Here is a 26,418-nt window from a genome sequence, read left to right on the forward strand (position 1 = left end):
TCGGCGCAGCACGGATGACTGGGTGGCAGCGCGTGCGCGGGGCAGCCCGGTCCGTCGGACATCCGGCGGACGCGGCCTGGCTGTCGGGGTCTCGCTTCGGGGCGCGAGGCTCAGGCAGGGGCCCTCAGAAGGCGCACATTCGACACATACAACGAGCACCGGGCGTCGTGATCGCCTCGGTCGCAAGGGTGCGGCTGCTCGTCGTGGTCATGCGGGCAAGTAAAGCAGAGAGGCCTGCGGACGGATCACGGGTGTCCGGATAGCGGACTCCGGTGATCCACGGTCCGGACGGTCAGGCGGTCGCGGTGATCTCCACGCCGTGGGCCGTGGCCTGCGCGGACACGGCGGAGAGGTCGGTGACGACGATGTCCGCGACCAGCTCGGAGGCGGCGTGCGTTGTGGCCAAGGCCACGGTCGTCATCCCCGCGGCGCGGCCCGCCGTCAGACCGGCGGGCGCGTCCTCGAAGACGACGCAGCGGGCCGGATCGACCCCGAGGGTGCGCGCGGCCAGCAGGAACGGCTCCGGGTCGGGCTTGCCGCGTGTGACGTCGTCGGCGGCTATCAGCGTCTTGGGCCGGATACCGGCCTCCGTCAGCCGCGCCTCGCCGAGCCGCCGGGTCGCGGAGGTGACGACGGCCCACCGCTCGGCGGGCAGCGACCCGAGCAGCGCGGCGGTGCCGGGAAGCAGGACGACGCCTCCGGCGACGTCCTCGACCTCCAGCTGCTCGATACGGGCCACGGCCTCGGGTACGACGTCGGCGGGCAGCAGATCGGCGGCGATCTCGGCGGCGGGCCGGCCGTGCAGCTCGACCCGCGCGAAGTCCTCGGCCGTGATCCCGTACTCATGGGCCCAGCGGGTCCAGCATCGGCGTACCGACGCGAGGGACGACACGAGGGTTCCGTCGTTGTCGAAGAGCAGGGCGTCGGCGTGGATCGTGAAGGTTCCGGATCGCATGGTCACCGACCCTAAGCGGTGCCCCGGGGGCGAGCGCATGGGGCCTTTTGGCCCGTAATACGCTCTGCTCCATGCTTGACGCCCTGACGGTCGCGCTGTCCGCGGCCGCGCTCGCCCTCGCCGCCTGGTGCGGCTTCGCCGCGTACCGGGACCAGCCGACCAAGGACTGGCACTTCATCGGCATGGCGGTGGTGACGGTACTGGCGCTGGCGCAGCTGGCCACCGGGATCGTCCAGCTGGCCAGGGGCGAGAAGCCCGACGAAGGCTCGGTGATCTTCGTCTCGTATCTGATCGGCGCGTTCGCCGCGGTGCCCGCGGCGGGCTTCCTGTCGCTGGCCGAGCGGACCCGCTGGGGTTCGGCGACGGTCGCGGCGGGCGCTGTGGTGCTCGCGGTGCTGGAGGTCCGGCTCTACGACATCTGGGGAGGCTGAGGTGACCGGGACCACCGCCGAAGAGGCGCGGACCACACGGACCAGGCTGGTCAAGGGGCCGGGGCTGCTGCTGGTGTGGCTGTACGGCGTGATGTCGGTGGGCGCCGTGTCGCGCTCGGTGTACCAGATCGCCACCGAGTACGACCGTGCGCCGCTCGCCTATTCGCTGTCCGCCACGGCCGCGGTGGTGTACGCGTTCATCACGTACACCCTCTTCCGCGGCGGGGAGACGGCCCGCAGGGCGGCGCTGGTGTGCTGCGCCGCCGAGCTGGTGGGCGTGCTGACCGTGGGCACCTGGACGCTGGCGGACCCGACCGCCTTCCCCGACGCCACGGTGTGGTCCGACTACGGCATGGGCTACCTCTTCATCCCGGTGCTGCTGCCCGTGACCGGCATGCTGTGGCTGCGCAAGTCCCGGCGCTGAGGCTGCGCGGGTCCAGGCGCTGACCGTGCGGCCGGCTACGCGCTGGTGACGTAGGTCCCCGCGCTCCGGGCGGCGGGCACGCCGGCCGCGTCCGCGTCCTTCTCCATCGTGATGACGGTCAGCTTCGGGCCCAGCTCGCGGCTGGCCACGGGCGCGTAGCCGTGGCTGCGGTAGAGCCGCAGATTGCGCTCGCTGCGATGACCGGTGAGGAGCTGGAAGCGCCGGGCGGCGGGCTCGCCCGCGAAGTGCGCCTCGATGGCGTCGAGCAGCCGTCCGCCGAGACCGTGGCGCCGCATCCGGGGGTGGACGATGAGCTTGGCGATGGTGGCCGTGCCGTCGGCGTCGACCTCGCCGCGTACGGACGCGATCACCTCGTCGCCGAGCCGGGCCACCAGGGCGTGGCCGCGGCCGAGTTCGGCCCTCAGGTCGTCCAGGGTCTGGGTGAGTGGTTCCATGCTGTAGTCGCCGTAGAGCTCCGCCTCGCTCTGGTAGCACAGGAACTGCAGTTTGAGGATCTGCTCGGCGTCCTGCGCCGCTGCCGCTGAGATGGTCACGCTCATGCCCATGTGTGCATGCCTCCCGCTCACCTGCCACCCGGTTGTCTACCGCTCCTTTCCCCGGAGTTCAGGAGCTGCAACCTCTGTCGCGAGCATTCTGCGCAAACATCCCAGGCAACGGGAACGCATCGGCCCCAGACTGCCTTGTGAGATTCCCAACTCTCCTGCGATTTCGCGGTAGGTGGGGTCGCCTGGCGACAACATCGCAGTCAACAGCCGGGGGCAGCGCCCCGGAGTCCTGGCCACCGCGGCCCGCAGCACCCGTCGCCGTTCGGCGACGAGCGCGGCCCGCTCCGGGCAGGCCGTGGGTCCGGTGGCGGGCTCGTCGCCGAACGGGCGCTCGATCATGGCCCGGCGCCGGGCGCGGCGCGCCTCGTCGCGTACGGCTCCCGTGACCCAGCTCGCGGCGTCGGCGGGCGGGCCTTCGGCGTCGAGCCGTTCCAGGAGCCGTACCCAGACGGACTGTTCGAGGTCCCCGGAGTCCAGGGCCTCGCCGAGTGCCTCGGCGCTCGCTTCCGCCGCGACGAGCGGGCGGAGTGTCCGTACGAGCGCGGGGATCTCTTCACGGGGCGTCATGTCCGGCGGGACGCCCGTGTCGTGAGCCGCGGTTTCGGACGTGGCCCGCTGTCACCCGACCGCATGACGGGCGCCGGGGCCGCTGACGACGGACGACGGCGGGGCGGGGGTGAGGGTGGAGCCTGTGGGCCGCCCCGCCGTCGTTCCAGGACTACGGACGCCGGCCGTCGACGAAGTCGCCGCGGGCCAGCAGGCCCGTGTCCGGGTTGTCGGTGAAGATGCCGTCGATGCCCTGGTCGAAGTAGACCTTGAACGCGCCGAAGGCGTCCCCGTACGCGTTCGGGTCGGTGCCGCGCCGGAAGTCGGCGGGCAGGAAGGAGTTCTCGTTCCGCATCGTGTAGGGGTGCAGGATCAGCCCCTTGGCGTGTGCGTCACGGACGAGGGTGGTGGGGGTGCCGAGCCTGCCGCTCGCGTCCCTCGGGATGATGAGGTCGAGGGTGGGGCCGATGCCCTGGGCGTACGAGGCGATCCACCGCAGGCCCTCGGGCTTGACCAGGTCCGCGACCGTGCGCGGGTCACCGGCCTGGACGAAGTCCCACGGCCGGGAGCTCGCTCCGGAGAGCAGGACGACACGGGGTGAGTCCACGAGTTCCGCGAGCCGCTGGATGCTGCTGGGTTCGAACGACTGGAGGAAGACGGCCGAGTTCGCGCGGTGCCGGCCGTGGCGGCGCAGCAGCTTCGCCAGCCGCTCCTCCAGGCCGAGGCCGATACCGCGGAAGTAGGTGGGGTGCTTGGTCTCGACGTGCAGCCACACCGGCCGGCCGCGTCGACGGCCCTCCCGCTCGGCCCAGCGCAGCACCTCCTCGAAGGAGGGGATCTCCCAGCGCCCGTCGTAGAGGGTGTTCTCCTGGCGGCTGGCCGGAATGCGCTCCGTGGCGCGCAGGGTCTTCAGCTCGGCGAGCGTGAAGTCCTCCGTGAACCAGCCGGTGAGACTGATGCCGTCGACGGACCTGGTCGTCCTGCGGGAGGCGAACTCGGGACGGGAGGCGACGTCCGTGGTGCCCGTGATGTCGTTCTCGTGACGGCAGACCAGATGTCCGTCCTTGGTGGGCACGAGGTCCTGTTCCACGACGTGCGCGCCCATGTCCAGGGCCAGCTGGTACGAACCGAGGGTGTGCTCCGGGCGGTAGCCGCTCGCGCCGCGGTGCGCGATGACGGTGGGCACGGGCAGCGAGCGGAAGCCGGAGCCGTGCCCGTGTCCCCGGGCCTCGTCTCCGTGCCGTTCCTGTCCGTGCGCGGCCGGGGCACCACCGATCCCGAGGGCCGCCGACCCGAGCACCGCCGCGCCCAGGAGCGTCCGCCGCCCGGGGGTTCTTTCCGCACCCTGTGTCATCAACTTTCCTCCGTTGGAGATTGTGATGTCCGGCACCTGATCGCCGATGAATTCGCGGCGGACCACGCTAGGCGCCGACGTGTTACGTGCGGGAGACCCAGGGCAAACGCGTCCCAAACTCAGGTCAACACTGTGTATCCGCTGCGTGAACCCGATGTGCGCATGGGCGGCACCCGCGAGTATCGTCCTCACCTGCAGAGACTTCGCCGGCCGTACCCGCCCGCCCCTGACACCGGAGGACCCGTTGTCCCGCTTGTCGCTCATCAAGGCAGTGCTCGGACCGATCCTGCGCCTGATGTTCCGCCCGCGCGTGGAAGGCGCCGAGAACATCCCCGGGGACGGCCCGGTCATCCTCGCCGGCAACCACCTCACCTTCATCGACTCGATGGTGCTGCCGATCGTGTGCGACCGGACGGTGTACTTCATCGGCAAGGACGAGTACGTCACCGGCAAGGGCGTCAAGGGCCGGCTCATGGCGTGGTTCTTCACCGGCGTCGGCATGATCCCGGTCGACCGGGACGGCGCGAACGGCGGGGTCGCGGCGCTGATGACCGGCCACCGGGTGCTGGAGGAGGGCAGGATGTTCGGCATCTACCCGGAGGGCACCCGCTCCCCCGACGGCCGCCTCTACCGGGGCCGCACGGGCATCGCCCGGCTCACCCTGATGACCGGCGCCCCGGTCGTGCCGTTCGCGATGATCGGTACGGACAAGCTCCAGCCGGGCGGCGCCGGCCTGCCGCGCCCCGGCCGGGTGACGGTCCGCTTCGGCAAGCCGATGGAGTTCTCGCGCTACGAGGGCATGGACCGCGACCGCTATGTGCTGCGGGCGGTGACGGACTCGGTGATGACCGAGGTGATGCTGCTCTCGGGCCAGGAGTACGTCGACATGTACGCCACGAAGGCGAAGGCGGCCTGAACGACCGGCCGTCGGCCGGGAGCCGGCGCAGCCGCCCGGAGCCTGCGAGACGCCCCGGCGCCTCGCAGGCGAGAACGGCGGACGCAAGCGCCGCGCGGGGCGGCTACGGGTGCTCGACGCCGTCCGCCAGCTTCTGGCCGCGCAGCAGGAACCACGCGGCGACCGCGGTGGCGAGCAGCACCGCCGCGCCGATGCCCGACGCGAGGCGGAGCCCGTCGACGAACGCGTCCTGCGCCGCGCCGATCAGGGCCGCGCCCTGCTGCGCCGGCAGCTCGGTGGCCGCCTCGACCGCCCCGCCGAGCGATTCACGGGCCGCGGACACCACGTCCGCCGGCGCCCCGGCCGGTGCGGCGAAGTCCCGGTAGACACCCGTCACGATCGAGCCGAGCATGGCGATGCCGAGCGCCGCGCCCAGTTCGTACGCCGTCTCGGACACGGCCGAGGCCGCGCCCGCCTGCTCCTTCGGGACGCTGGACAGGATGACGTCCGCCGTCACGGTGAAGGAGAATCCCGCGCCGATGCCGACGACGAGCAGGGCCGCGCCGAGCAGCGGATAGCCGGTGGACCGGCCGATGACGGTCAGTACGGCGAGCGCGAGGCCGACGGCGCCGAGCCCCGCGGCCACCACGGACCGCACGGAGTACCGACGGGCGAAACGGCCCGCTATCAGCCCGGTCGCCACCGCGCCGATCGCTGCCGGGAGTTCCGCGAGTCCGGCTTCGAGCGGCGGCCTCTCCTGGACCAGCTGCAGGAACTGGGAGAGGAAGAAGACCAGCCCCGACAGCCCCAGGATGGTCAGCAGGTCCGCGAGCACCGCGCCGGAGAAGCCCCGGTGCCGGAACAGCCGCATGTCCAGCAGCGGTGACGGCAGGACCAGCTGCCGGCGGACGAAGCCGTACAGTCCGGCCGCGCCGATGAGCGCGGCGGCGACCGCCTCCCAGCCCACACCGTGGGTCGCGGCCTCCTTGATGGCGTACACGACGCCGACCATGCCGATGAGCGACAGGGCGACGCTGATCAGGTCCCACGGTCCGGCGACCGGGTTCTTCGACTCGGGGAGCAGCTTGATGCCGACGAGGACGAGGACCGCCATCACGGGGAGGTTGATGAGGAAGACGGAGCCCCACCAGAAGTGCTCCAGCAGGAACCCGCCGACGACCGGGCCGACCGCGGCGCCCGCCGAGGCCATCGCGCCCCACACGCCGATCGCGAGGCTGCGCTCCCTGGGGTCGTGGAAGATGTTGCGGATCAGCGCCAGGGTGGACGGCATCAGGGTGGCACCGGCGACGCCGAGCAGGGCCCGGGCGAGGATCATCATCTCGGGCGTGGTGGCGTACGCGTTGAGCACGGACACGGCACCGAAGGCCACGGCACCGGTCAGCAGCAGCTTCTTGCGCCCGATCCGGTCACCGAGGCTGCCCATGGAGACGAGCAGACCGGCGATGACGAACGAGTAGACGTCGCCGATCCACAGCAACTGGGTGCCCGTGGGCTTGAGGTCCTCGCTGAGGAACGGCGTCGCGAGGCCGAGCACGGTGGCGTCCACGGCCACCAGCAGCACGGCCAGCACCAGCACCGCCAGCGCGAGCCAGCGCCCGGGGCGGTACAACGTCTCGTCCGTCCCGCTCGTGCGCTGGACGGTACTGCTGCTCATTTCTCCACACTCCGTCGTGCCCCGCCGAGCAACAGCTCGGCGATCATGTACTGGAAGTCGTTCTTGGCGACCCGGCCGTCCATGACGGACCAGGCGCAGGTGCCGATGAGGCCGTACAGGGCCTCGGTGAGCCATGCGGGCGAGAGGTCGATCCGGAACTCGCCCTGCTCCTGGCCGCGCCGGAAGAGGGCGGACACACGGGCGTCCAGCCGGGACCAGCCCTCGTTGATCTGGTCACCCTCGAACAGCTGGTTCTCGGTGACGAGGAAGGCGAGGAGCTCGGCGCCCGGCTCCATCTCGGCGATCAGCCGACGCAGCGCGTCGCCCGCGTCGCCCTCGTCGAGCCGGGCGCGGTCGACGGCCGCCTCGAACTCCTGGATCCCGAGCTCTTCCAGCGCCTTGACGAGCGCCTCCCGCCCGGCGAAGTGCCGGTGCAGCGTGGCGCGCCCGATCCCCGCAGCGCGCGCGACCTCGTCCATCGTCGAGGTCGATTTCCGCGCGAGCAGGGCAGCGGCGGTGCGGAGCACCTGTTCACGATCCATGGCCATGAGACAACCATACATCGAATGAGACGTTGATGTCTCATTCGATAATCAGATGCCTCTCCGAGGCACGGAAGGAAAGCTGTGCACATGAAGCCGCTGCTACTGATCGACATCGACGGCCCGCTCAATCCGTACGGCGGGAAGCCGCAGCGCCGCTCGGAGGGCTATACGACGCACCGGATGCGCCCGAGCGGCTGGACGCACGACAAGCCGCTGCGGGTCTGGCTCAACCCGGCGCACGGCGAGGAACTCCTGGCGCTCGCCGACAGGTACGAGCTGGTGTGGGCCACGACCTGGAAGGGCGAGGCCAATGAGTGGGTCGGCCCGCATCTGGGGCTGCCGGAACTGCCCTTCATCGACTGGCCCGTGATGCACGGCGCCTCGCCGCACGGGACGTACTGGAAGACGCAGTACGTGCTGACGTACGCGGCCGGGCGGCCGTTCGCCTGGATCGACGACGAGATCACACGGCTCGACCGCGAGTTCGTGGAGCAGAAGCACCTCGCCGCCGCCCTGTTGCTGCACGTCGACCACCGGATCGGGCTGGTCCGGCCGGACTTCGACGCGCTCGCGGACTGGGCGGCGGCGCTGTAGCAGTAGCTCTTGCTGTTGCTGTTGCTGTTGCTGTTGACCTTCTTGCTGTTGCCGTGGCCTGCGGGCCGGGCGTCAGAGCTTGGCGGTCGCCCAGGCGTGCTGAACGGCCAGGTCGGCCTTGACCTCGGCGAGCTGGACGGCGACCGCCGACGGGGCGGTACCGCCCCGTCCGTCGCGGGAGGCCAGCGCGCCCGGGACGTCCAGGACGGTCCGCACCTCGGGCGTCAGATGCGGGGAGATCTTCGCGAACTGCTCGTCGGTGAGCTGGTCCAGCTCGATCCCGTGCACCTCGCACTCCTTGACGCACTCCCCCGCGACCTCGTGCGCCACGCGGAACGGCACGCCCTGCTTCACCAGCCACTCGGCGATGTCGGTGGCGAGCGAGAAACCGGCCGGGGCCAGCTCCTCCATCCGCTCGCGGTTGACGGTCAGCGTGGCCATCATCCCGGTGAAGGCGGGCAGCAGCACCTCGAGCTGGTCGCAGGAGTCGAAGACCGGCTCCTTGTCCTCCTGCAGATCGCGGTTGTACGCGAGCGGCAGCGCCTTCAGCGTGGCGAGCAGGCCGGTGAGGTTGCCGATGAGCCGGCCGGACTTGCCGCGCGCCAGCTCGGCGATGTCCGGGTTCTTCTTCTGCGGCATGATCGACGAGCCGGTGGAGAACGCGTCGTGGAGGGTCACGAAGGAGAACTCCTTCGTGTTCCAGATGATGACCTCCTCGGCGATCCGCGAGAGGTTCACCCCGATCATCGCGGTGATGAAGGCGAACTCGGCGACGAAGTCGCGCGACGCCGTGCCGTCGATGGAGTTGCCCGCGCTTCCGTGCTCGAAGCCGAGGTCCTTCGCCACCGCCTCCGGGTCGAGGCCGAGCGACGATCCGGCGAGCGCCCCGGAGCCGTACGGCGAGACGGCGGTCCGCTCGTCCCACTGCCGCAGCCGCTCGGCGTCCCGCAGGAGCGACTGGACGTGCGCCAGCACGTGGTGGGCGAAGAGCACCGGCTGGGCGTGCTGGAGGTGCGTACGGCCGGGCATGGCGACGTCCGGGTGCGCCTCCGCCAGCCCCACCAGCGCGTCCTGGAGCTCGGCGATCAGCCCGCCGATGATCCGGGCGTGATCGCGCAGGTACATCCGGAACAGCGTGGCGACCTGGTCGTTGCGGGACCGGCCGGCGCGCAGCTTGCCGCCGAGGTCGGCGCCGAGCCGCTCCAGCAGGCCACGCTCCAGGGCGGTGTGGACGTCCTCGTCGGCGATGGTGCCGACGAAGGAGCCGTCGGCGACGTCCGCTTCGAGCCGGTCGAGTCCGGCGAGCATCCGCTCCAGCTCGTCGGCGGTCAGCAGGCCGGCCTTGTGGAGTACGCGCGCGTGGGCACGGGAGCCGGCGATGTCGTACGGCGCGAGCCGCCAGTCGAAGTGGACCGAGGCGGACAGCTTGGCCAGGGCCTCGGCCGGCCCGTCGGCGAAGCGGCCGCCCCACAGCCGGACATCACCGTTGTTGCTGCTCACGTGCTCTGCTCCTCGCGTCGTGCCGGGCTGTGGATGTGCCGCCTCCCCCCGGGCACTCGCGGGCCCCGGGGGATCCCCACCTGGCGCGGAGGAGCGGGGAGGCGGCCGGTTCTGCGTACGTGGGTAACGTACGGGGGTTACGCCAGGTCGCGCTTCGCGGCGATCTTCGACGACAGACCGAAGATGTCGATGAAGCCCTGCGCCTTCGACTGGTCGAACGTGTCGCCCGAGTCGTAGGTGGCGAGGTTGAAGTCGTACAGCGACTCCTGCGACCTCCGGCCGGTGACGACGGCGCGGCCGCCGTGCAGGGTCATCCGGATGTCGCCGGTGACGTGCTGGTTCGCCTCGTTGATGAAGCCGTCCAGGGCGCGCTTGAGCGGGGAGAACCACAGGCCGTCGTAGACCAGCTCGCCCCAGCGCTGCTCGACCTGCCGCTTGTAGCGGGCCAGCTCGCGCTCGACCGTGACGTTCTCCAGCTCCTGGTGGGCGGTGATCAGCGCGATCGCGCCCGGGGCCTCGTACACCTCACGGGACTTGATGCCCACGAGCCGGTCCTCGACCATGTCGATCCGGCCGATGCCCTGGCCGCCGGCCCGCTCGTTGAGCTGCTGGATGGCCTGCAGGACGGTGACGGGCTTGCCGTCGATGGCGACCGGGACGCCCTCCTTGAAGGAGATGACCACCTCGTCGGCCTCGCGGGACATGGCCGGGTTGGAGGTGTACTCGTAGATGTCCTCGATCGGCGCGTTCCAGATGTCCTCCAGGAAGCCGGTCTCGACGGCCCGTCCGAAGACGTTCTGGTCGATGGAGTACGGCGACTTCTTGGTGGTCGCGATCGGGAGCTGCTTCTCCTCACAGAAGGCGATCGCCTTGTCCCGGGTCATCGCGTAGTCACGGACCGGGGCGATGCACTTCAGGTCGGGGCCGAGGGCCTGGATACCGGCCTCGAAGCGCACCTGGTCGTTGCCCTTGCCGGTGCACCCGTGGGCGACGATGCCGGCGCCGTGCTTCTTGGCGGCGGCGACGAGGTGCTTGACGATCGTGGGCCGGGAGAGGGCGGAGACCAGCGGGTAGCGGTCCATGTACAGGGCGTTGGCCTTGATCGCCGGGAGGCAGTACTCCTCGGCGAACTCGTCCTTGGCGTCCGCGACCTCGGCCTCCACGGCACCGCAGGCGAGCGCGCGCTTGCGGATGACGTCCAGGTCCTCGCCGCCCTGGCCGACGTCCACGGCAACGGCGATGACCTCGGCGCCCGTCTCCTCGGCGATCCAGCCGATGGCGACGGAGGTGTCCAGACCGCCCGAGTAGGCGAGTACGACGCGCTCGGTCACGGGATTCTCCTTACGGTGCATTCGGTGATGGGTATAACTATGCGGTCCACCGTATGTTTTGTCAACGCGGCGCATGAAGCGGCGCATAAACCGGATGCCCGCCGACGACCGCCCTCCGTAGGCTCGGGCCATGCTGAGCAGGGAATACGCGGCCCTGGAACGCGTCGCACAGGGCGTTCCGCTCCACGAGGCACTCGATGGGACGGACCCCGGAGACTGGGTGGGCTTCGACATCGACGTCCGCGCCGCGCGGTGGGCCGACCACGACGTCCTGGCCGGACGGGGCACGAGCGAACCCGCCTTCGCCCTGTGCCACCACGACGGCCGCGTCCGGGAGGAGGCCCTGGAGCGGGCCGCCGCCCTGCCCGAGCTGGTGCCGCTCGTCGTGATCCGCACCGCGGACTGGGCCGCTCCGGTACGCGAACGGGCCCGGGCACTGCTCCCGCCGCTGCTCGCCGCCACGGCCCCCGAGGCCCTGGTGCCCCTCACCGCGCTCGTTCTGCACGTGGCACGCCGTGAGCGCGGTGCCTTCGCCCGGGACACCCTCGCGGCGCTCGTGCGGTCCGCCGCGCTCACGGACCTCGAACCCCTGCTGGCCGCCGAGGACCGGGGCACGCGCCGCTTCGCCCACGGCATCGCCGTCGAACGCGGACTGCTCTCGCCGGTCCGCCTCGCCCGCACCGCCGCGGCCGACGCCGACACCGTCGTCCAGCACCTGTGCGCCGAGGCCGCCCTCGTCCATGCGGACGCCGTCGGCGACGCCGTGATCGAGCCGCTGCTGGGTTCGCGGCAGCCCGGCGTACGGGCCGTGGGAGTCACCGCGCTGCGCAAGGCCGGCCGCCACGCCGAGGCGCGGCCGTACCTGACCGACCGCTCAGGGCTCGTGCGGGCCTGCGCCCGCTATGTGCTGCGGCAGGGCGGCGTCGACCCGCTGCCGCTCTACCGCGCGCTGTGCGCCGACCCGGGCGACCCCGGCATACCGGGCTGGGCTCCTCTCGGTCTCGCCGAATGCGGCGGGAGTGCCGACGCCGCGCTGCTGTGGCCGCTGGTCGGCCACCCGGTCCCGGCGGTGCGGGCCCGGGCAGTCGCCGGACTGCGCGTACTCGACAGGGCGGACACGGAGCGGCTGCGGCCGCTGCTCGACGACCCGGCGCCCGCCGTCGCGCGGGAGACGGTCTCCGCGCTGCTCCCGTCGGCCCGCCGGCTGCCGGAGGAATGGCTCGCACGGCGGCTCGACGCCTCGCGGCCGGTGCACACGCGGCGGGCGGCCTTCCGGCTGCTACGGGCCCGGGGCGGAGTCGTACAACTGCGCGCCGCGGTACGTCTGCTGGACGATGAGGACCCTTCGATCCGCGCCCTGGCCGGGCCCACGATCCAGCAGTGGGACCCGCCGGTGGGCGAGGACCACGACCCGACCGAAGTGGCCGCACTGCTGGACCGCTGCACACACCTGTTCAGCGACGACGTCATGCGGCGGCTGCGGTGGCGGTGCGGTGTCGAGGACCGGAACGAACAGCGGGCGGAGGCCCCGCCGTTCGATAATCCCTCCCATGGGACAGACGTACGAGCGCATCGAAGGCCGTATTCGGAGCTTCATCGAAGAGCAGCCCGTTTTCTTCGCCGCCACCGCCCCACTCGCGGCTGACGGACACGTCAACCTCTCCCCCAAGGGCCGCAAGGGCACGCTCGTCGTCGTCGACGAGCTGACCCTGGCGTACCTGGACTTCGGCGGGAGCGGCGCGGAGACCATCGCGCATGTGCGGGAGAACGGGCGCATCACCCTCATGTGGTGCGCGTTCAGCGGTCCGCCGAAGGTGCTGCGGGTGCACGGTGAGGGCGAGGCGGTCTTCCGCGACGATCCGCGATGGGCGGAGTTCCTCCCGTACTTCGAGGGCGCGGACGGGGCCGGGGCCCGTGCGGTCATCGTGGTGCGTGCCCGGCGGATCAGTGACGCGTGCGGGTTCGCCGTGCCGTTCATGGACTACCGCGAGGAGCGTACGCAGCACGCGGAGCACCTGGGGCGGAAGACGGACGACGAGTTCGGCGCGTACTGCGAGAGCAAGCCGTACGTGGGCGTGAGCCTGGACGGACTGCCGGCGCTGCCGCTTCCGCTGCCCGCGCGCACGGACCGGCCCGTCTGACGAACGGGGAAGGGAACCACCTCGTCCGACGAACGAGGAAGGTAACCGCCCCGCCCGTTGAACTCCCCGGCCCTCCTCTGCGTATTCACGTGAGCGATACGGAGCAGGCGAGGAGCAGCGGTGGCGATCATTCAGAGCGGTCGGGCCGCGCGGCGCCAGACCATGCGTGCGATCCGGCCGCGCCGCAATCCCGCGGCGATGCTGCTGGTGGTGGCCTGGGCGGGCGCGATGGCCGTCCTGTGGCTGTGGTGGGACAACACGGCGGTGGTCCATATGGACACGGCCGAGTGGCTGATCGGGGCGGGCCGGATCACGGGCCTGCTCGGCGGCTACATGATCGCGCTCGTGGTGCTGCAGATGGCGCGTGTCCCGGCACTGGAACGGCGGGTGGGCTCCGACCGGGCGACCCGCTGGCACGCGATGAGCGGCCGGTACGCGATCAGTCTCGTCGTCGCCCATGTCGTGCTGACGATCTGGGGATACTCCGTCCAGGCACGCACCGGTCTCGTCGAGCAGACCGTCACCGTCGTCGTCGACTTCCCCGAGATGATCGAGGCGGCGATCGGCACCGGGTTGCTGCTGGTGATCGGCTTCGTCTCGGCCGGCGTCGTGCGCCGTCGTATGCGCTACGAGACCTGGTACTACCTGCATCTGCTGACGTACGTCGCCGTGTATCTGACCTTCTGGCACCAGCTGGCCGCCGGCGCGGAGTTCGTGGCCAACCCGACCGCCCGCACGGTCTGGTACGTGGGGTACGCCACGGTCGGCGCGCTGCTGGTCTGGTACCGGCTGCTGGCGCCCGTACGGCTCAACCTCAGGCACCGGATGCGGGTGGAATCCGTCGTGGACGAGGCCCCCGGCGTGGTCTCCGTGCTGATCACCGGGCGGCGGCTGCACCGGCTCGGCGCCGAGGCCGGCCAGTTCTTCCGCTGGCGCTTCCTCACCGAGGGCCTGCGCTGGAGCTCCAACCCCTACTCCCTGTCCGCCCCGCCCCGGCCGGATCTGCTGCGCATCACCGTCAAGGCCGTCGGCGAGCACAGCACGGCGCTCGCCGAACTGGAGCCCGGCACCCGGGTCTGGGCGGAGGGTCCGTACGGAGCGATGACCGCGGGGCGGCGGAGCCGCAACAAGGTGCTGCTGATCGCCGGCGGAGCCGGCATCACACCGCTGCGGGCCCTGTTCGAGACGCTGCCCGGCGGGCCGGGGGACCTCTCCCTGCTCTACCGGGCCGGTTCGACGGAGGACCTGGCCCTCTGGAGCGAGCTGCAGCAGATCGCCCAGACGCGGGAGGCACGGCTCATGTACGCCGTGAACGGGCCGGACGGGGCACGCCCCGAGATCACCACCGAGCGGCTCAAGGAAGTGCTGCCGGACATCGATGAGCACGACGTCTACCTCTGCGGGCCGCCCGGTCTCGCCGAGGAGTCGTACAACGCACTGCGGGCGGCGGGAGTGCCGTCGCGCCGTATCCATCACGAGTCCTTCGAGATGTGAGGCCGTCCGTGAAGAGGAAACACCCACTGCGCCGGATCGTTCTGAGCGTCGCCGGAACCGCCTCGGCCGTCGTCCTGCTGCTCGCCGTGAAACAGCCGGGTACGCAGGTGGCGGGGCCCCCGCCGCAGGCCGGTGGCGCCGTACAGCCCGCCGCCCCGGCACCCGCCGGCGGTGGAGGCGAACCGGTCGGCGAAGGCGAACCGGCAGGCGGCGGAGGCGAACCCGGTGCGGGTGGAGGCGAACCGGCCGCTGGCGGAGGTGAGCCCGCGGGTGGCGGGGCCGAACCCGCCGGCGGGCAGACGGTCCTCGGGAACGAGGCCGCGACCCAGTACGGGCCGGTGCAGGTACGGCTGACGGTGGCCGGCGGCCGGATCACCGCGGCCGACGCGGTCAAGGCGCCGGCCTCCGACGCCAACAGCCGCCGGATCGCCGCCGACGCCGTACCGCAGCTCAACAAGGCGGCCGTCGCGGCCCAGAGCGCGCAGATCGACGCCGTCTCAGGGGCCTCGTACACCAGCCAGGGGTACATCACGTCCCTCCAGAGCGCTCTGGACAAGGCCGGCCTGTGACATCGGACCGGACACGACTGCGTCATGTCGAGCACGCGATGGGCACGGTGTTCTCGTTCGACGTACGGATGGCGCCGGACTGCGACGGCGCGCGCATGCGCGCCGGACTCGTCGCCGCCGTGGCCTCCCTGCACCGCGTGGACGAGGTCTTCTCGACCTTCCGCGAGGACAGCCGGGTCAGCCGTCTCGCCAGGGGTGAACTCACTCTGGCGGACTGCGGGGCCGAGGTGGCCGAGGTGTTCCGGCACTGCGAGACGGAGGAGCGCCTGAGCGACGGCTGGTTCACCACCCGGTACGCCGGCGGGCTCGACCCCACCGGGCTGGTCAAGGGCTGGGCGGTGGAGCGCGCGGTGCGCATGCTCGCCTCTTCCGGTGCCGCCGCGGTCTGTCTGAACGGCGGCGGCGACATCCAGCTGTACGGCGGCCCGTGGCGGGTCGGCATCTCCGACCCGCTCTGCCCCGGCGGGCTGGTCACGGTCGTCGAGGCGCACGACGGCCTCGCCGTCGCCACCTCGGGCCCGGCCGAGCGCGGCTGTCACATCGTCGATCCGCACACCGGCGGCCCCCCGGCCGGCGGTGTCGCCTCCCTGACGGTGGTCACCCCGGGCCTCACCCAGGCCGACGCCCGGGCGACGGCGGCGTACGCCATGGGCGACCGGGCCCGCGACTGGCTGGAGGAGCTGCCGCACACGGAGGGCTTCGCCGTCACCATGGACGGCGGCACCTGGCAGACCCGCGGCTTCGCCCGCCACATGGCGAACCCGGACCGCCCGAACGACCGCGCCGCCTGAGGGCCGTGGGCGGCCGATGGCGCGGCGCCGCCCGAAGGCAGGCGCCGCCTCCGCGGCTACGGGGGCCCTCCGCCGCCGCGTGGCCGCTGCGACGGCCGGGGCCACCGGAACGGCCGTTGGGCGGCCGACGGCGCCCAGGCCGGCCGATGGCGCTCCGGCAGGCGCAGGACGCGGCCCTGCCGCAGAGGCGCCCGGGGCGTCAGCGGTCGTTCTGGGCCAGGCGCAGCAGGTGGTCGGCGAGTGCCTTTCCGCCCGCCGGGTCGCGCGAGATGAGCAGGAGGGTGTCGTCGCCCGCGATCGTGCCGAGAATCGCGTGCAGTTCGGCCTGGTCGATGGCCGACGCGAGGAACTGGGCCGCGCCGGGCGGCGTACGCAGCACCACCAGGTTCGCCGAGGCCTCCGCGGAGATGAGCAGTTCACCGGAGAGCCGGCGCATCCGCTCCTCCTTCGCGGACTCGCCGAGCGGCGCCTGCGGGGTGCGGAATCCGCCCTCGCTCGGGACCGCGTAGATGAGTTCGCCCCCGGTGTTGCGGATCTTCACCGCGCCGAGCTCGTCGAGGTCGCGGGAGAGCGTGGCCTGGGTGACGCTCAGTCCGTCGTCGGCGAGCAGCTTGGCGAGCTGGCTCTGCGAGCGCACCGGCTGCCGGTTGAGGATGTCCACGATCCGGCGGTGGCGGGCCGTGCGGGTCTGCGGCACGGATTGGCCTCCGTGCTCGGTGTCCTGCGCATCGGTCATCGTCGTCTCATTCTCCGGATCGTCCGTCCCCATGAATCTCGTCGAGGATGCCGGGAAGCGCCCGGAGGAAGGCGTCCACCTCCGCGTCGCCGATGATCAGCGGCGGCATGATCCTTACGACATCGGGGGCGGGCGCGTTGACCAGGAGGCCGGCACCCTGAGCCGCCTGCTGCACCTGGGCTGCGAAGGGCTCGGTGAGCACGATACCCAGCAGCAGGCCGGTGCCACGGACATGGGAGACCAGCGGATGCCCGAGGGACTCGATTCCGTCCCTCAGCAGCTCGCCGGTCCGCTTCACCTCGTCGAGCGTTCCGTCGAGGGTCCTGAGCACGGCGAGCCCGGCGGCGCAGGCGACCGGATTGCCGCCGAAGGTGGTGCCGTGCTGCCCGGGCCGCAGCAGTTCGGCGGCCGGGCCGAAGGCGATGGTCGCGCCGAGCGGCAGTCCGCCGCCGAGACCCTTGGCCAGGGTGACGACGTCCGGGTCGACCCCCTCGTGGGCCTGGTACTCGAACCAGTGACCGCTGCGGCCGATGCCGGTCTGCACCTCGTCGAGGACGAGGAGGGTGCCGGTGGCGCGGGTGATCTCGCGGGCGGCCTGGAGATAGCCGGGCGGCGGCACGACGACACCGTTCTCGCCCTGGACCGGCTCGACGATCACCAGGGCGGTGTCCTCGGTGACGGCGGCCCGCAGCGCCTCGACGTCCCCGTACGGTACGTGCGTGACGTCGCCCGGAAGCGGCAGGAAGGGCTGCTGCTTGGCGGGCTGGCCGGTGAGCGCGAGGGCGCCCATGGTCCGGCCGTGGAAGCCGCCCTCGGTGGCGACCATGTGCCGGCGTCCCGTCAGACGGCCGATCTTGAAGGCGGCTTCGTTGGCCTCGGCGCCGGAGTTGCAGAAGAAGACGCGGCCCGGGCGGCCGGAGAGCTGGAGCAGCCGTTCGGCGAGAGCGACCGGCGGCTCGGCGATGAACAGGTTCGACACGTGCCCGAGCGTGGCGATCTGCTGCGACACGGCCTCGACGACGGCGGGGTGGGCGTGCCCGAGGGCGTTGACGGCGATGCCGCCGACGAAGTCCAGGTACTCGGTCCCGTCGGCGTCCCAGACCTTCGCGCCCTCGCCGCGCACCAGGGACAGCTTCGGCGTGCCGTAGTTGTCCATCATGGAGCCCTGCCAGCGCCGCGTGAACTCCTGGCCGCTCATGCCTTTGCCCCTTCTGTGCCGTCGGGCACGACCATCGTGCCGATGCCCTCGTCGGTGAAGATCTCCAGCAGGATGGAGTGCTGCACCCGGCCGTCGATGACGCGCGCGGTGTTGACGCCGTTGCGTACGGCGTGCAGACAGCCCTGCATCTTGGGGACCATTCCGCTGGAGAGCTCGGGCAGCAGCTTCTCCAGTTCGGTGGCGGTGAGCCGGCTGATCACCTCGTCGCTGTTCGGCCAGTCCTCGTAGAGGCCCTGGACATCGGTGAGGACCATCAGGGTCTCGGCGCCGAGCGCGGCGGCGAGCGCGGCCGCGGCGGTGTCGGCGTTGACGTTGTACACATGGCCGTCGTCGGCGGAGCGGGCGATGGAGGAGACGACCGGGATCCGGCCGTCGTCCAGGAGCGCCTTGATCGCACCCGTGTCGATCGCGGTGATCTCGCCGACCCGGCCGATGTCGACGAGTTCGCCGTCGATGGTCGGGCGGTGCTTGGTGGCGGTGATGGTGTGGGCGTCCTCGCCGGTGAGGCCGATGGCGAGCGGGCCGTGCTGGTTGAGCAGCCCGACCAGCTCGCGCTGTACCTGTCCGGCGAGGACCATGCGTACGACGTCCATGGCCTCGGGCGTCGTCACGCGCAGCCCGGCCTTGAACTCGCTGACGAGCCCGTGCTTGTCCAGCTGGGCGCTGATCTGCGGCCCGCCGCCGTGCACGACGACGGGCTTGATGCCGGCGTGCCGCAGGAAGACGACGTCCTGGGCGAATGCGGCCTTGAGTTCCTCGTCGACCATGGCGTTGCCGCCGAATTTGATGACGACCGTCTTGCCATGGTGGCGGGTGAGCCACGGCAGTGCCTCGATCAAGGTCTGCGCCTTGGGGAGTGCGGTGTGCTTGCGGGTGCTCATCGGCTCCGTGATCTCCCTGGTCCTCAGGAGGAGTAGGCGCTGTTCTCGTGGACGTAGTCGGCGGTCAGGTCGTTGGCCCAGATGACGGCGGACGCGGACCCGGCGGCGAGGTCGGCGGTGATCCTCACCTCGCGGTAGCGCATGTCGACGAGGTCCCGGTCCTCGCCGACGGACCCGTTGCGGCACACCCAGACGTCGTTGATCGCGACGTTCAGCCGGTCGGGCTCGAAGGCGGCCTTCGTCGTGCCGATGGCGGACAGCACCCGGCCCCAGTTGGGGTCCTCGCCGTGGATGGCGCACTTGAGGAGGTTGTTCCGGGCGATGGAGCGGCCCACCTCGACGGCGTCGTCCTCGCTCGCGGCGTTGACCACCTCGATCCGGATGTCCTTGCTGGCGCCCTCGGCGTCGCCGATGAGCTGCCGGGCGAGGTCGTCGCAGACGTCCCGTACGGCGTCGGCGAACTCCCCGTACTCCGGGGTGGTGCCGGAGGCGCCGGAGGCCAGCAGCAGCACGGTGTCGTTGGTGGACATGCAGCCGTCGGAGTCGACCCGGTCGAAGGTGAGCCGGGTGGCGTCGCGCAGCGCCTTGTCGAGCGTGGCGCTGTCCAGGTCGGCGTCGGTGGTGAGGACGACGAGCATGGTGGCGAGGCCGGGGGCGAGCATGCCCGCGCCCTTGGCCATGCCGCCGACGGTCCAGCCGTCCTTGGTGACGACGGCCGTCTTGTGGACGGTGTCGGTGGTCTTGATGGCGATGGCGGCCTTCTCGCCGCCGTGCGCGCTGAGTTCGGTGGCGGCCTTCTCGATGCCGGGCAGCAGCTTGTCCATGGGCAGCAGCTCACCGATGAGTCCGGTGGAGGCGACGGCGATCTCGCCTGCGCTGTGGCCCTGAAGGACCTGGGCGGCCTTCTCCGCGGTGGCGTGGGTGTCCTGGAAGCCCTGGGGGCCGGTGCAGGCGTTGGCGCCGCCGGAGTTGAGGACGACCGCGGAGACGGCGCCGCCCTTGAGGACCTGCTCGGACCAGAGGACCGGGGCGGCCTTGACACGGTTGGAGGTGAAGACACCCGCGGCGGCGTGGCGCGGTCCGTCGTTGACCACGAGGGCCAGGTCGGGGTTGCCGTTCGCCTTGATTCCGGCGGCGATGCCCGCGGCCGTGAATCCCTGTGCAGCGGTGACGCTCAAGGTGCCACTCCGATCGTGGAAAGGCCCGTGGTCTGGTCGAGACCCAGGGCGATGTTCATGCTCTGGACCGCGCCGCCCGCCGTGCCCTTGGTGAGGTTGTCGATGGCGCTGATCGCGATGATGCGGCCGGCGGACGCGTCGTGGGCGACCTGCACCTGAACGGCGTTGGAACCGTAGACGGACGCGGTGGCGGGCCACTGCCCCTCGGGGAGCAGCCGGACGAAGGGCTCGTCCGCGTACGCCTTCTCGTACGCGGCCCGTACGGCGTCGGCGGTCGTGCCCGGCTTCGCCTTGGCGCTGCAGGTGGCGAGGATGCCGCGGGGCATGGGCGCGAGGGTGGGGGTGAACGAGACGGTGACGGGTTCGCCCGCGACCGCGCTGAGGTTCTGGATCATCTCGGGGGTGTGCCGGTGGCCGCCGCCGACGCCGTACGGACTCATGGAGCCCATGACCTCGGAGCCGAGCAGATGCGGCTTGAGGGCCTTGCCCGCACCGGAGGTACCGCTGGCCGCGGTGATCACGGCCTCGGGCTCGGCGAGACCGCCCGCGTACGCCGGGAAGAGGGCGAGCGAGACGGCCGTCGGGTAGCAACCGGGCACCGCGATGCGCTTGGACCCCTCCAGCGCGGCGCGGGCGCCCGGCAGTTCGGGAAGGCCGTAGGGCCACGTACCCGCGTGCGCCGAGCCGTAGAACCGCTCCCAGTCCGCAGGGTCCGCCAGGCGGAAGTCGGCGCCCATGTCGACCACGAGGACCTCGTCACCGAGCTGCTCGGCGACCGCGGCGGACTGGCCGTGCGGCAGCGCGAGGAACACGACGTCGTGCCCGGCGAGGATCTCCGGGGTGGTCGCCGCGAGCACCCGGTCGGCGAGCGGCAGTAGGTGAGGCTGCAGCGCGCCGAGCCGCTGCCCGGCGTTGGAGTTCGCGGTCAGGGCGCCGATCTCGACCCCGGGGTGCGCGAGGAGCAGGCGGAGCAGTTCCCCACCCGCGTATCCGCTCGCTCCCGCGACTGCTGCACGTACTGGCATCGGACCCTCCATGATCGATGGCATGACTATACGCACCATCGCAGCTTTATGCAACGCAGGCCCGGTCCGGGACGAAGCGCTCCGACGACCGGGCCCTCGGCCGGCGGACGGGCGCCCGAGGTGGCGGAGCTGAGCGCTCCGGTCGGCGGGAGAGTAGCGATCGGTCTTCTGACCTGCGAGGTTTTCACGGAAACAGACGGGGAAGAGCAGAAGGCCGGGCCGTGCCGATGGGGCGCGGGGCCCCCGGCCGGAGGTTGAGGGAGGTCATCCTCGTACGGGACGTACGAGGACGAGGGCCGGAGGCACCCCGCACGCCCGAAGGGCTACAGGGGTGCGGGGTCCCAGGCGCAGGCTCCGGGCGAATGCCGAGCGTCCGCACGGCTAGGCGCGCCGCCCCCACGCCGAGACCATCGGGGCGGTGGCCAGGTCGAGGCGGCCGGTGGCGCCGTTCGCCAGGTGGCGGTCGATCTCCTCGTCGGTGGCGAGCCCCGCCGCCACCAGACGGGCGCGGATCTGCCGCACGGTCGTGGCCTCGAGGACGGCACACGCCGGCGAGGCGATCGGGAAGTACGCGTCGGCCCGGACGTCGTCCAGACCGGCCTCGCGCAGCAGCCTGGGCAGAGTCCGCCCGTACGCGAGGTCCGCGCCGCGCGCCGCCATCAACGTGCGGAAGCCCGATCGCAACCGGTTGGCGAGCCGCTCTTCGGGACCCGACTCGTCCGGACAGAGCAGCGGCTGCAACCCCGGGTCCGCGTCCTCCAGCAGCAGCCGGCCGCCGGGCCGCAGCGCCTGCACCATCCGGCGCAGCGCCTCGGCGCGGTCGGTGACATGCACCAGGACCAGCCGGGCGTGGACGAGGTCGAAGCCCCCGGACGGCGGCGGGTCGGCCGACACGTCGTGGCGCAGCACCTCGATCACGCCACCGGCGATGTCCCGGGTCCAGGACACGTCGATGTCGGTGGCGACCACCGTTCCCTCGGACCGACCCGCTCGGCCAGCCCGAGAGGTACGGACGGACCACCGGCACCGACCTCCCAGCACCGCATGCCGGGGGCGATCCCGAGCCGGTCGACGTGCCGGAACGTCACCGGATCTAACAGCTCGCTGAGGGCGTCGAACCGGATCCCCGCCTCCGACGCCGGTTGTCCAGGAGGTAGCCGCGATCCGTGTCGTGCTCAGCCATGTCGCGATTCTGGCAGAGGGGCAGTCGTGCGCTACGCGTTCGAGGCGACGCCGAAGCCCGGCCGAGAAGGCCGGGGCTCGGCAGTCGGCGCAAGCTCAGCGGCGGGCGCGGGCGAGCAAGGCCGCGTGCGGCAGGGTGAGTACACCCTCCGGGCCGGCGAACTCCGCGCTGAACAGATCGAAGTGGCGCTTGATCTCGGCGCGTGTCCGAGGGGTCTGGCTCTGTACCATCTGCCCGCCGAACGCCACACCGGACGCAGGGCCGCTCCACCACTCCTCGGCGTCCGCGCGGTGGTCCCAGCGCAGCGTCTCGCAGGCCACCTCGCGCAGCCCCGTCGACTCCATCAGGCCCGTCAGGCCGCTCTCGTCACGGGGAAAGTCCTCGTCAGGGGCGAGGCCCGCGGGCAGGTGCGGTGGGCGCACGGCACCGGCGGCCTGGATCGCGCGGCCGATCAGAGCCTGTCCCGGTGCCGGTGGCGCCGCCCAGATCGTCAGCGCGATCCACCCGTCCGGCCTCACGACGCGGCGCAGTTCGGCCAGGGCCGCCCTCGGCCGGCCCACGTGGTTGAGCACGAAGTTGCCCACGACGGCGTCGAACTCCGCGTCGCCGAAGGGAAGTTCGGGCAGGACGGCGACGCGCACATCGGCCTCGGGCACGGCCGGCCCGGCCAGATCGACCATGCTGGGCTCCGCGTCCACGGCCACGACCCTCGCGCCCCGGGCGCATCCGGCGGCAGCGACCGTGCCCGGCCCCGTACCCACATCCAGCATGCGCACACCGGGCCCCACCTCGGCGGCGTCGAGCAACTGCGGTACCGGGTAGGCGCACAGCCTGGCGAAACTCCCGGCATAGGGAGCACCCCGGCCTGCCCAGATCAGCCGCTCACTCCTGTCGAAGCCCGTCACGGACACCGGCACCCTCCCCAGCCCGGACCCAGGATCAGCGTGAAGCGGAGACACTAGCCCACCGCCCGAGGCCCCTGTCGGCAGTGACGGGTAGCGCCCTGTGGAATCCGTTTGAACGGATGTCGCGTGGACGTGCACGCTTGCCCGGTGATGCAAGGCGCGGCAAGCGCCGCGTCAGTGCGGCGAACGCCCCGCCCGGCCCAGCGCCTCGCCGCGTCGCCGCAGGAAGTCCCGTTCGGCCGCGTTGCCGGCCAGGGCGGCGGCCGCCTCGTACGCGCGTGCCGCCTCCTCGTGGCGGTCCAGCCGGCGCAGCAGGTCGGCGCGGACGGCGTGGAAGACGTGGTAGGTGTCGAGACCGAGGCCGTCCACGACGGCGAGTGCGGGCCCGGGGCCCTCGGTCTCGGCCACCGCGACCGCGCGGTTGAGAGCCACGACCGGGGTCGGGGCGAGCGCGTAGAGCTGGTCGTAGAGCCGGAGGATCTGCCGCCAGTCGGTGGCGGACGCGGTCGGGGCGTCGCTGTGGACGGCGTTGATCGCCGCCTGGATCTGGTACGGGCCCGGCCGGCCCAGGCGCAGACAGCGGCGGACGAGAGCCTGGCCCTCGGCGACGAGGTCCCGGTCCCAGCGGGTGCGGTCCTGGTCGGCCAGCAGCACCAGCCGGCCGTCCGGGCCGGTGCGGGTGGCCCGGCGGGACTCGACGAGCAGCATGAGCGCCAGCAGGCCCATGACCTCCGGCTCGTCGGGCATGAGTTCGCGCAGGAGCCGGCCGAGGCGAACAGCCTCCGTACAGAGGTCCTCGCGGACGAGCGCCTCGCCCGAGGAGGCCGCGTAGCCCTCGTTGAAGACGAGGTAGACGACCGCCAGCACGGCACGGAGGCGGTCGGGGAGATCGGCGTCGGCGGGCACCCGGTACGGGATGCCCGCGTCCCGGATCTTGCCCTTGGCGCGGACGAGACGCTGGGCCATCGTCGGCTCGGACACCAGGAAGGCGCCGGCGATCTCGGCGGTGCTGAGCCCGCCGACGAGCCGCAGGGTGAGCGCGACCCGCGCGGCCGGGGCGAGGGCGGGATGGCAGCAGCTGAAGATCAGACGCAGCCGGTCGTCACGCACGGGACCCTCCTCGGCCGGTTCGTCGGCGGCGAACAGCAGGGCGGCCTGGGCGTGCCGGTCCTCGCGGGACGCCTCCCGGCGCAGCCGGTCGACGGCGCGGTTGCGGGCGGTGGTGATGATCCAGCCCGCCGGGCTCGGCGGCAGCCCGTCGGCCGGCCAGCGCTCGACCGCCGTGGCGAACGCGTCCTGGACCGCCTCCTCGGCGACGTCGATGTCGCCGAAGACGCGGACCAGGACGGCGACCGCGCGCCCGTACTCCTGACGGAACACGCGCTCCACGGCCGCCGCCGACACCTCCGGCACCCCGGATCCCGACCTCACCCGCAGCTTCCGTGCTCCATCGGCCTGACCTCGATGGACAGAGGGGCGAGGACGCGGGCGTACTTGCGGCCCCAGTCGAGCGCGGCGTCGAGATCGGGCGCCTGGATGATCGTGAAGCCGCCGAGGTGCTCCTTGCCCTCGACGAAGGGCCCGTCGGTCATGAGCACCTCCTCGTCCGTGAACTTCAGCACCGTGGCCGTGCTCGGCGGGAACAGGCCCCCGGCGAACACCCAGGCCCCCGCCTCCCTGATCTCGGCGTTCAACGCCTCCAGATTCCGCATGACCGGCTCCAGGAACTCCGGCGGCGGCGGGTCCCCGTCGGGCTGGTAGATGCTGAGCAGGTACTGCCTCATCGCACTTCTCCTTGCGTCGACCGCCGGCGTCCCTCCGCCGTGGTCCGGCGTGGTCCGGCGTCGTCCGGCGTCGTCCGGCGTGGTCCGGCGTGGTCCGGCTTCTCACCCTCTATACGAACGGGCCCGGCGCGGATCGACACCCCCACCGGGAAAAGTCGGCGCCGATTGACGTGCAGCCACCCGGCTGCCTATATTTCATGCAGCCGATTGGCTGCATATCGGAGGACGGTGGAGACGCATCGGTGGACGAGGTGTTCAAGGCGCTGGCCGACCCCAGCCGCCGCAGGCTGCTCGACAGTCTCAACGCCCGCAACGGGCAGAGCCTGCGGGAGCTGTGCGCCGGGCTGGAGATGGCCAGGCAGTCCGTCAGCAAGCACCTGGCCGTACTGGAAGCGGCCGGCCTGGTGACCACGGTCCGTCGCGGCCGGGAGAAGCTGCACTACCTCAACGCCGTACCGATCAACGCCATCGCCGAGCGCTGGATCAGCCGGTACGACCGCGAGCGCGTGCGCGCCCTCGCCGACCTGAAGGCCGCATTGGAGCGAGAACCCATGGGCGACAACCCGAGTGACACCCCGAGCGACACCCCCGCATTCGTCTACACCACGTACATCAGGACCACTCCCGAGAAGCTCTGGCAGGCGCTGACCGATCCGGCCTTCACCCGGCGCTACTGGGGGGTGACCTTCGCCTCCGACTGGAAGGCGGGCTCGGAGATGGCGTGGGAGCAGTTCGGCATCACGCTGGCCGACCCGGCCCAGGTCGTCCTCGAATCCGAGCCCGGACGGCGGCTGTCCTACACCTGGCACACCTTCACGCCCGAGTTCGCCGAGGCCTGCGGGCTCGACGGCGAGGTCGCCGCCAAGGTGGCCGGGGAGCCCCGGTCGAAGGTGACGTTCGAGATCGAGCCGGTCGGGGAGATGGTCAGGCTGACCGTCGTGCACGACGGCTTCGAGCCGGGGAGCACGGTCCTGGAGGGCGTCAGCGGCGGCTGGCCGGCGATCCTGTCGAGCCTCAAGACCCTGCTGGAGACGGGCGAGACCCTGCCGGAACCGCAGGAGCAGTCCCCGTAGCGACCGCGGCGGGACGCGCCTCGTCGTGTCAGCGTGTCAGCCGTTCTCCAGGCGCAGGTTCCAGCGGCCCGCCCTGCCGGTCAGGACGACCGTGGACAGCGGCCGGACGTCCACGTTCCAGTACGTGCCGGGCGGGGCCTTCAGCGCGTACACGAGCGCGGCCCGTACGACGGCGGGTTCGGCGACGGCCAGGACGGAACTGCCGTCGTCGGCGGGACGGGTGTCGAGCCAGCCCCCTATCCGCGTGATGAAGCGCAGCAGCGGCTCGCCGCCGTGCGGTGCCGAGCGCGGATCGGCGAGCCATTCGTCGACCGCGTCCGGCTCCACGGCCGCCACCTCGGCGAACGTGAAGCCCCGCCACCGGCCCATGTCGCAGTCGCTCAGCGCGGGCTGCGCCAGCGGGGCGTAGCCGAGCGCGTCGGCGGTGGCCCGGCTGCGGGCGGTCGGCGAGCAGTAGCGCAGCTCTGCCGCGCCCAGGGGGACGAGCGCGGGCGCGGCGAGCTGCACATCGTGCCAGCCGGCCTCGTCCAGCGGCCGGTCGTCGTCGAAGCGCTCGGCCAGCCGGGAGGCACAGCGCGCGGCGGTGACAAGGGTGACCCGAACACTCATGGCGGGATCGTGAT

27 protein-coding genes and 1 pseudogene are annotated in these 26,418 nt (G+C 71.9%); 10 read left to right on the top strand and 18 right to left on the bottom strand.

Translation table 11 applies throughout. The annotated features are described in order from the left end of the window. Nucleotides 1-292 precede the first annotated feature (292 nt). Nucleotides 293-955, bottom strand: a complete 663-nt coding sequence (locus tag OG766_RS05930; protein ID WP_328724693.1) for an HAD family hydrolase — start codon at nt 953-955, stop codon at nt 293-295. Between the two features lie 71 nt (nt 956-1,026). On the opposite strand from OG766_RS05930, the gene OG766_RS05935 reads away from it, so the two are divergent. Both OG766_RS05935 and OG766_RS05940 read left to right on the top strand, forming a co-directional pair. After that, nucleotides 1,027-1,386 carry a hypothetical protein gene (locus tag OG766_RS05935; protein WP_328724695.1) on the top strand — a complete coding sequence of 120 codons (360 nt, stop codon included), beginning with the start codon at nt 1,027-1,029 and terminating at the stop codon, nt 1,384-1,386. Between the two features lies 1 nt (nt 1,387). Then, nucleotides 1,388-1,810, top strand: a complete 423-nt coding sequence (locus OG766_RS05940) for a hypothetical protein (protein WP_266375704.1) — start codon at nt 1,388-1,390, stop codon at nt 1,808-1,810. A gap of 35 nt (nt 1,811-1,845) precedes the next feature. Here OG766_RS05940 and OG766_RS05945 read toward each other — a convergent pair whose 3' ends face one another. The 3 genes from OG766_RS05945 to OG766_RS05955 form a co-directional block, all read right to left on the bottom strand. Continuing rightward, nucleotides 1,846-2,376: a GNAT family N-acetyltransferase gene (locus OG766_RS05945; RefSeq protein WP_328724698.1), complete on the bottom strand. Its 531-nt coding sequence runs from the start codon at nt 2,374-2,376 to the stop codon at nt 1,846-1,848. A 36-nt stretch (nt 2,377-2,412) separates the two neighbouring features. Next, nucleotides 2,413-2,943 (bottom strand): sigma-70 family RNA polymerase sigma factor, encoded by a 531-nt coding sequence (locus OG766_RS05950; RefSeq protein ID WP_266375700.1) that lies wholly within the window; start codon nt 2,941-2,943, stop codon nt 2,413-2,415. A gap of 151 nt (nt 2,944-3,094) precedes the next feature. After that, complete coding sequence (locus OG766_RS05955) at nt 3,095-4,276, bottom strand: glycerophosphodiester phosphodiesterase (protein WP_266375698.1); 1,182 nt, start codon at nt 4,274-4,276, stop codon at nt 3,095-3,097. A gap of 154 nt (nt 4,277-4,430) precedes the next feature. Here OG766_RS05955 and OG766_RS05960 point away from each other — a divergent pair, with 154 nt between their 5' ends. Next, nucleotides 4,431-5,192 carry a lysophospholipid acyltransferase family protein gene (locus OG766_RS05960; protein WP_266378230.1) on the top strand — a complete coding sequence of 254 codons (762 nt, stop codon included), beginning with the start codon at nt 4,431-4,433 and terminating at the stop codon, nt 5,190-5,192. A 103-nt stretch (nt 5,193-5,295) separates the two neighbouring features. Here the strand turns inward: OG766_RS05960 and OG766_RS05965 are convergent, their stop codons facing one another. Both OG766_RS05965 and OG766_RS05970 read right to left on the bottom strand, forming a co-directional pair. Next, nucleotides 5,296-6,846, bottom strand: coding sequence for an MFS transporter (locus tag OG766_RS05965; protein WP_328724700.1), 1,551 nt, complete (start codon nt 6,844-6,846; stop codon nt 5,296-5,298). After that, nucleotides 6,843-7,394: a TetR/AcrR family transcriptional regulator gene (locus OG766_RS05970; protein WP_266375694.1), complete on the bottom strand. Its 552-nt coding sequence runs from the start codon at nt 7,392-7,394 to the stop codon at nt 6,843-6,845. Before OG766_RS05970 ends, OG766_RS05965 begins: the two co-directional genes overlap by 4 nt. Before the next feature lie 84 nt (nt 7,395-7,478). On the opposite strand from OG766_RS05970, the gene OG766_RS05975 reads away from it, so the two are divergent. Continuing rightward, nucleotides 7,479-7,985, top strand: coding sequence for an HAD domain-containing protein (locus OG766_RS05975; protein WP_328724701.1), 507 nt, complete (start codon nt 7,479-7,481; stop codon nt 7,983-7,985). A 72-nt stretch (nt 7,986-8,057) separates the two neighbouring features. Here OG766_RS05975 and argH read toward each other — a convergent pair whose 3' ends face one another. Together argH and OG766_RS05985 are read right to left on the bottom strand one after the other, a co-directional pair. Then, nucleotides 8,058-9,485 (bottom strand): argininosuccinate lyase, encoded by a 1,428-nt coding sequence (argH, locus tag OG766_RS05980; RefSeq protein ID WP_266375690.1) that lies wholly within the window; start codon nt 9,483-9,485, stop codon nt 8,058-8,060. A gap of 137 nt (nt 9,486-9,622) precedes the next feature. Next, nucleotides 9,623-10,816: an argininosuccinate synthase gene (locus OG766_RS05985; protein ID WP_266375689.1), complete on the bottom strand. Its 1,194-nt coding sequence runs from the start codon at nt 10,814-10,816 to the stop codon at nt 9,623-9,625. Nucleotides 10,817-10,946: 130 nt separating this feature from the next. On the opposite strand from OG766_RS05985, the gene OG766_RS05990 reads away from it, so the two are divergent. The 5 genes from OG766_RS05990 (at nt 10,947) to OG766_RS06010 (ending at nt 15,811) form a co-directional block, all read left to right on the top strand. After that, nucleotides 10,947-12,461 carry a hypothetical protein gene (locus OG766_RS05990; RefSeq protein WP_328724703.1) on the top strand — a complete coding sequence of 505 codons (1,515 nt, stop codon included), beginning with the start codon at nt 10,947-10,949 and terminating at the stop codon, nt 12,459-12,461. Then, complete coding sequence (locus OG766_RS05995; RefSeq protein WP_266375687.1) at nt 12,367-12,957, top strand: pyridoxamine 5'-phosphate oxidase family protein; 591 nt, start codon at nt 12,367-12,369, stop codon at nt 12,955-12,957. The genes OG766_RS05990 and OG766_RS05995 overlap by 95 nt, the downstream gene beginning before the upstream one ends. A 162-nt stretch (nt 12,958-13,119) precedes the next feature. Further along, a complete protein-coding gene (locus OG766_RS06000) occupies nt 13,120-14,451 on the top strand; it encodes a ferredoxin reductase family protein (protein WP_266378227.1) in 1,332 nt (443 codons plus the stop codon). A gap of 8 nt (nt 14,452-14,459) precedes the next feature. Then, nucleotides 14,460-15,020 (top strand): FMN-binding protein, encoded by a 561-nt coding sequence (locus tag OG766_RS06005; RefSeq protein WP_266375685.1) that lies wholly within the window; start codon nt 14,460-14,462, stop codon nt 15,018-15,020. Nucleotides 15,021-15,058: 38 nt separating this feature from the next. Next, nucleotides 15,059-15,811: an FAD:protein FMN transferase gene (locus OG766_RS06010; protein ID WP_328727429.1), complete on the top strand. Its 753-nt coding sequence runs from the start codon at nt 15,059-15,061 to the stop codon at nt 15,809-15,811. 199 nt (nt 15,812-16,010) lie between these two features. Here OG766_RS06010 and OG766_RS06015 read toward each other — a convergent pair whose 3' ends face one another. From OG766_RS06015 to OG766_RS06055, 9 genes and pseudogenes are all read right to left on the bottom strand, one after another. Beyond that, nucleotides 16,011-16,547, bottom strand: coding sequence for an arginine repressor (locus tag OG766_RS06015; protein ID WP_266375682.1), 537 nt, complete (start codon nt 16,545-16,547; stop codon nt 16,011-16,013). Between the two features lie 7 nt (nt 16,548-16,554). Next, complete coding sequence (locus tag OG766_RS06020; RefSeq protein ID WP_266375680.1) at nt 16,555-17,745, bottom strand: acetylornithine transaminase; 1,191 nt, start codon at nt 17,743-17,745, stop codon at nt 16,555-16,557. Next, nucleotides 17,742-18,647: an acetylglutamate kinase gene (gene argB, locus OG766_RS06025; protein ID WP_266375678.1), complete on the bottom strand. Its 906-nt coding sequence runs from the start codon at nt 18,645-18,647 to the stop codon at nt 17,742-17,744. Before argB ends, OG766_RS06020 begins: the two co-directional genes overlap by 4 nt. Before the next feature lie 23 nt (nt 18,648-18,670). Continuing rightward, nucleotides 18,671-19,825: a bifunctional glutamate N-acetyltransferase/amino-acid acetyltransferase ArgJ gene (gene argJ / locus OG766_RS06030; protein WP_266375676.1), complete on the bottom strand. Its 1,155-nt coding sequence runs from the start codon at nt 19,823-19,825 to the stop codon at nt 18,671-18,673. Continuing rightward, a complete protein-coding gene (gene argC / locus OG766_RS06035) occupies nt 19,822-20,850 on the bottom strand; it encodes an N-acetyl-gamma-glutamyl-phosphate reductase (RefSeq protein WP_328724705.1) in 1,029 nt (342 codons plus the stop codon). Before argC ends, argJ begins: the two co-directional genes overlap by 4 nt. 381 nt (nt 20,851-21,231) lie before the next feature. Then, a pseudogene (locus tag OG766_RS06040) lies at nt 21,232-22,033 on the bottom strand (methyltransferase domain-containing protein). 95 nt (nt 22,034-22,128) lie between these two features. After that, a complete protein-coding gene (locus tag OG766_RS06045; RefSeq protein WP_328727430.1) occupies nt 22,129-22,938 on the bottom strand; it encodes a class I SAM-dependent methyltransferase in 810 nt (269 codons plus the stop codon). Between the two features lie 174 nt (nt 22,939-23,112). Next, entirely contained in the window at nt 23,113-24,369 is a 1,257-nt protein-coding gene (locus OG766_RS06050; protein ID WP_328724706.1) for an RNA polymerase sigma factor, read from the bottom strand. Then, complete coding sequence (locus OG766_RS06055; RefSeq protein ID WP_266375670.1) at nt 24,366-24,722, bottom strand: YciI family protein; 357 nt, start codon at nt 24,720-24,722, stop codon at nt 24,366-24,368. Before OG766_RS06055 ends, OG766_RS06050 begins: the two co-directional genes overlap by 4 nt. A gap of 242 nt (nt 24,723-24,964) precedes the next feature. Between OG766_RS06055 and OG766_RS06060 the strand changes: the two genes are divergently transcribed. After that, nucleotides 24,965-25,795: an ArsR/SmtB family transcription factor gene (locus OG766_RS06060; RefSeq protein ID WP_266375668.1), complete on the top strand. Its 831-nt coding sequence runs from the start codon at nt 24,965-24,967 to the stop codon at nt 25,793-25,795. A 36-nt stretch (nt 25,796-25,831) separates the two neighbouring features. Here OG766_RS06060 and OG766_RS06065 read toward each other — a convergent pair whose 3' ends face one another. Next, nucleotides 25,832-26,404, bottom strand: coding sequence for a histidine phosphatase family protein (locus OG766_RS06065; RefSeq protein WP_266375666.1), 573 nt, complete (start codon nt 26,402-26,404; stop codon nt 25,832-25,834). Nucleotides 26,405-26,418: the final 14 nt, after the last annotated feature.

Source organism: Streptomyces sp. NBC_00259 (genome assembly GCF_036181745.1).
In the GTDB taxonomy this organism is placed as follows: Bacteria; Actinomycetota; Actinomycetes; order Streptomycetales; family Streptomycetaceae; genus Streptomyces; species Streptomyces pratisoli.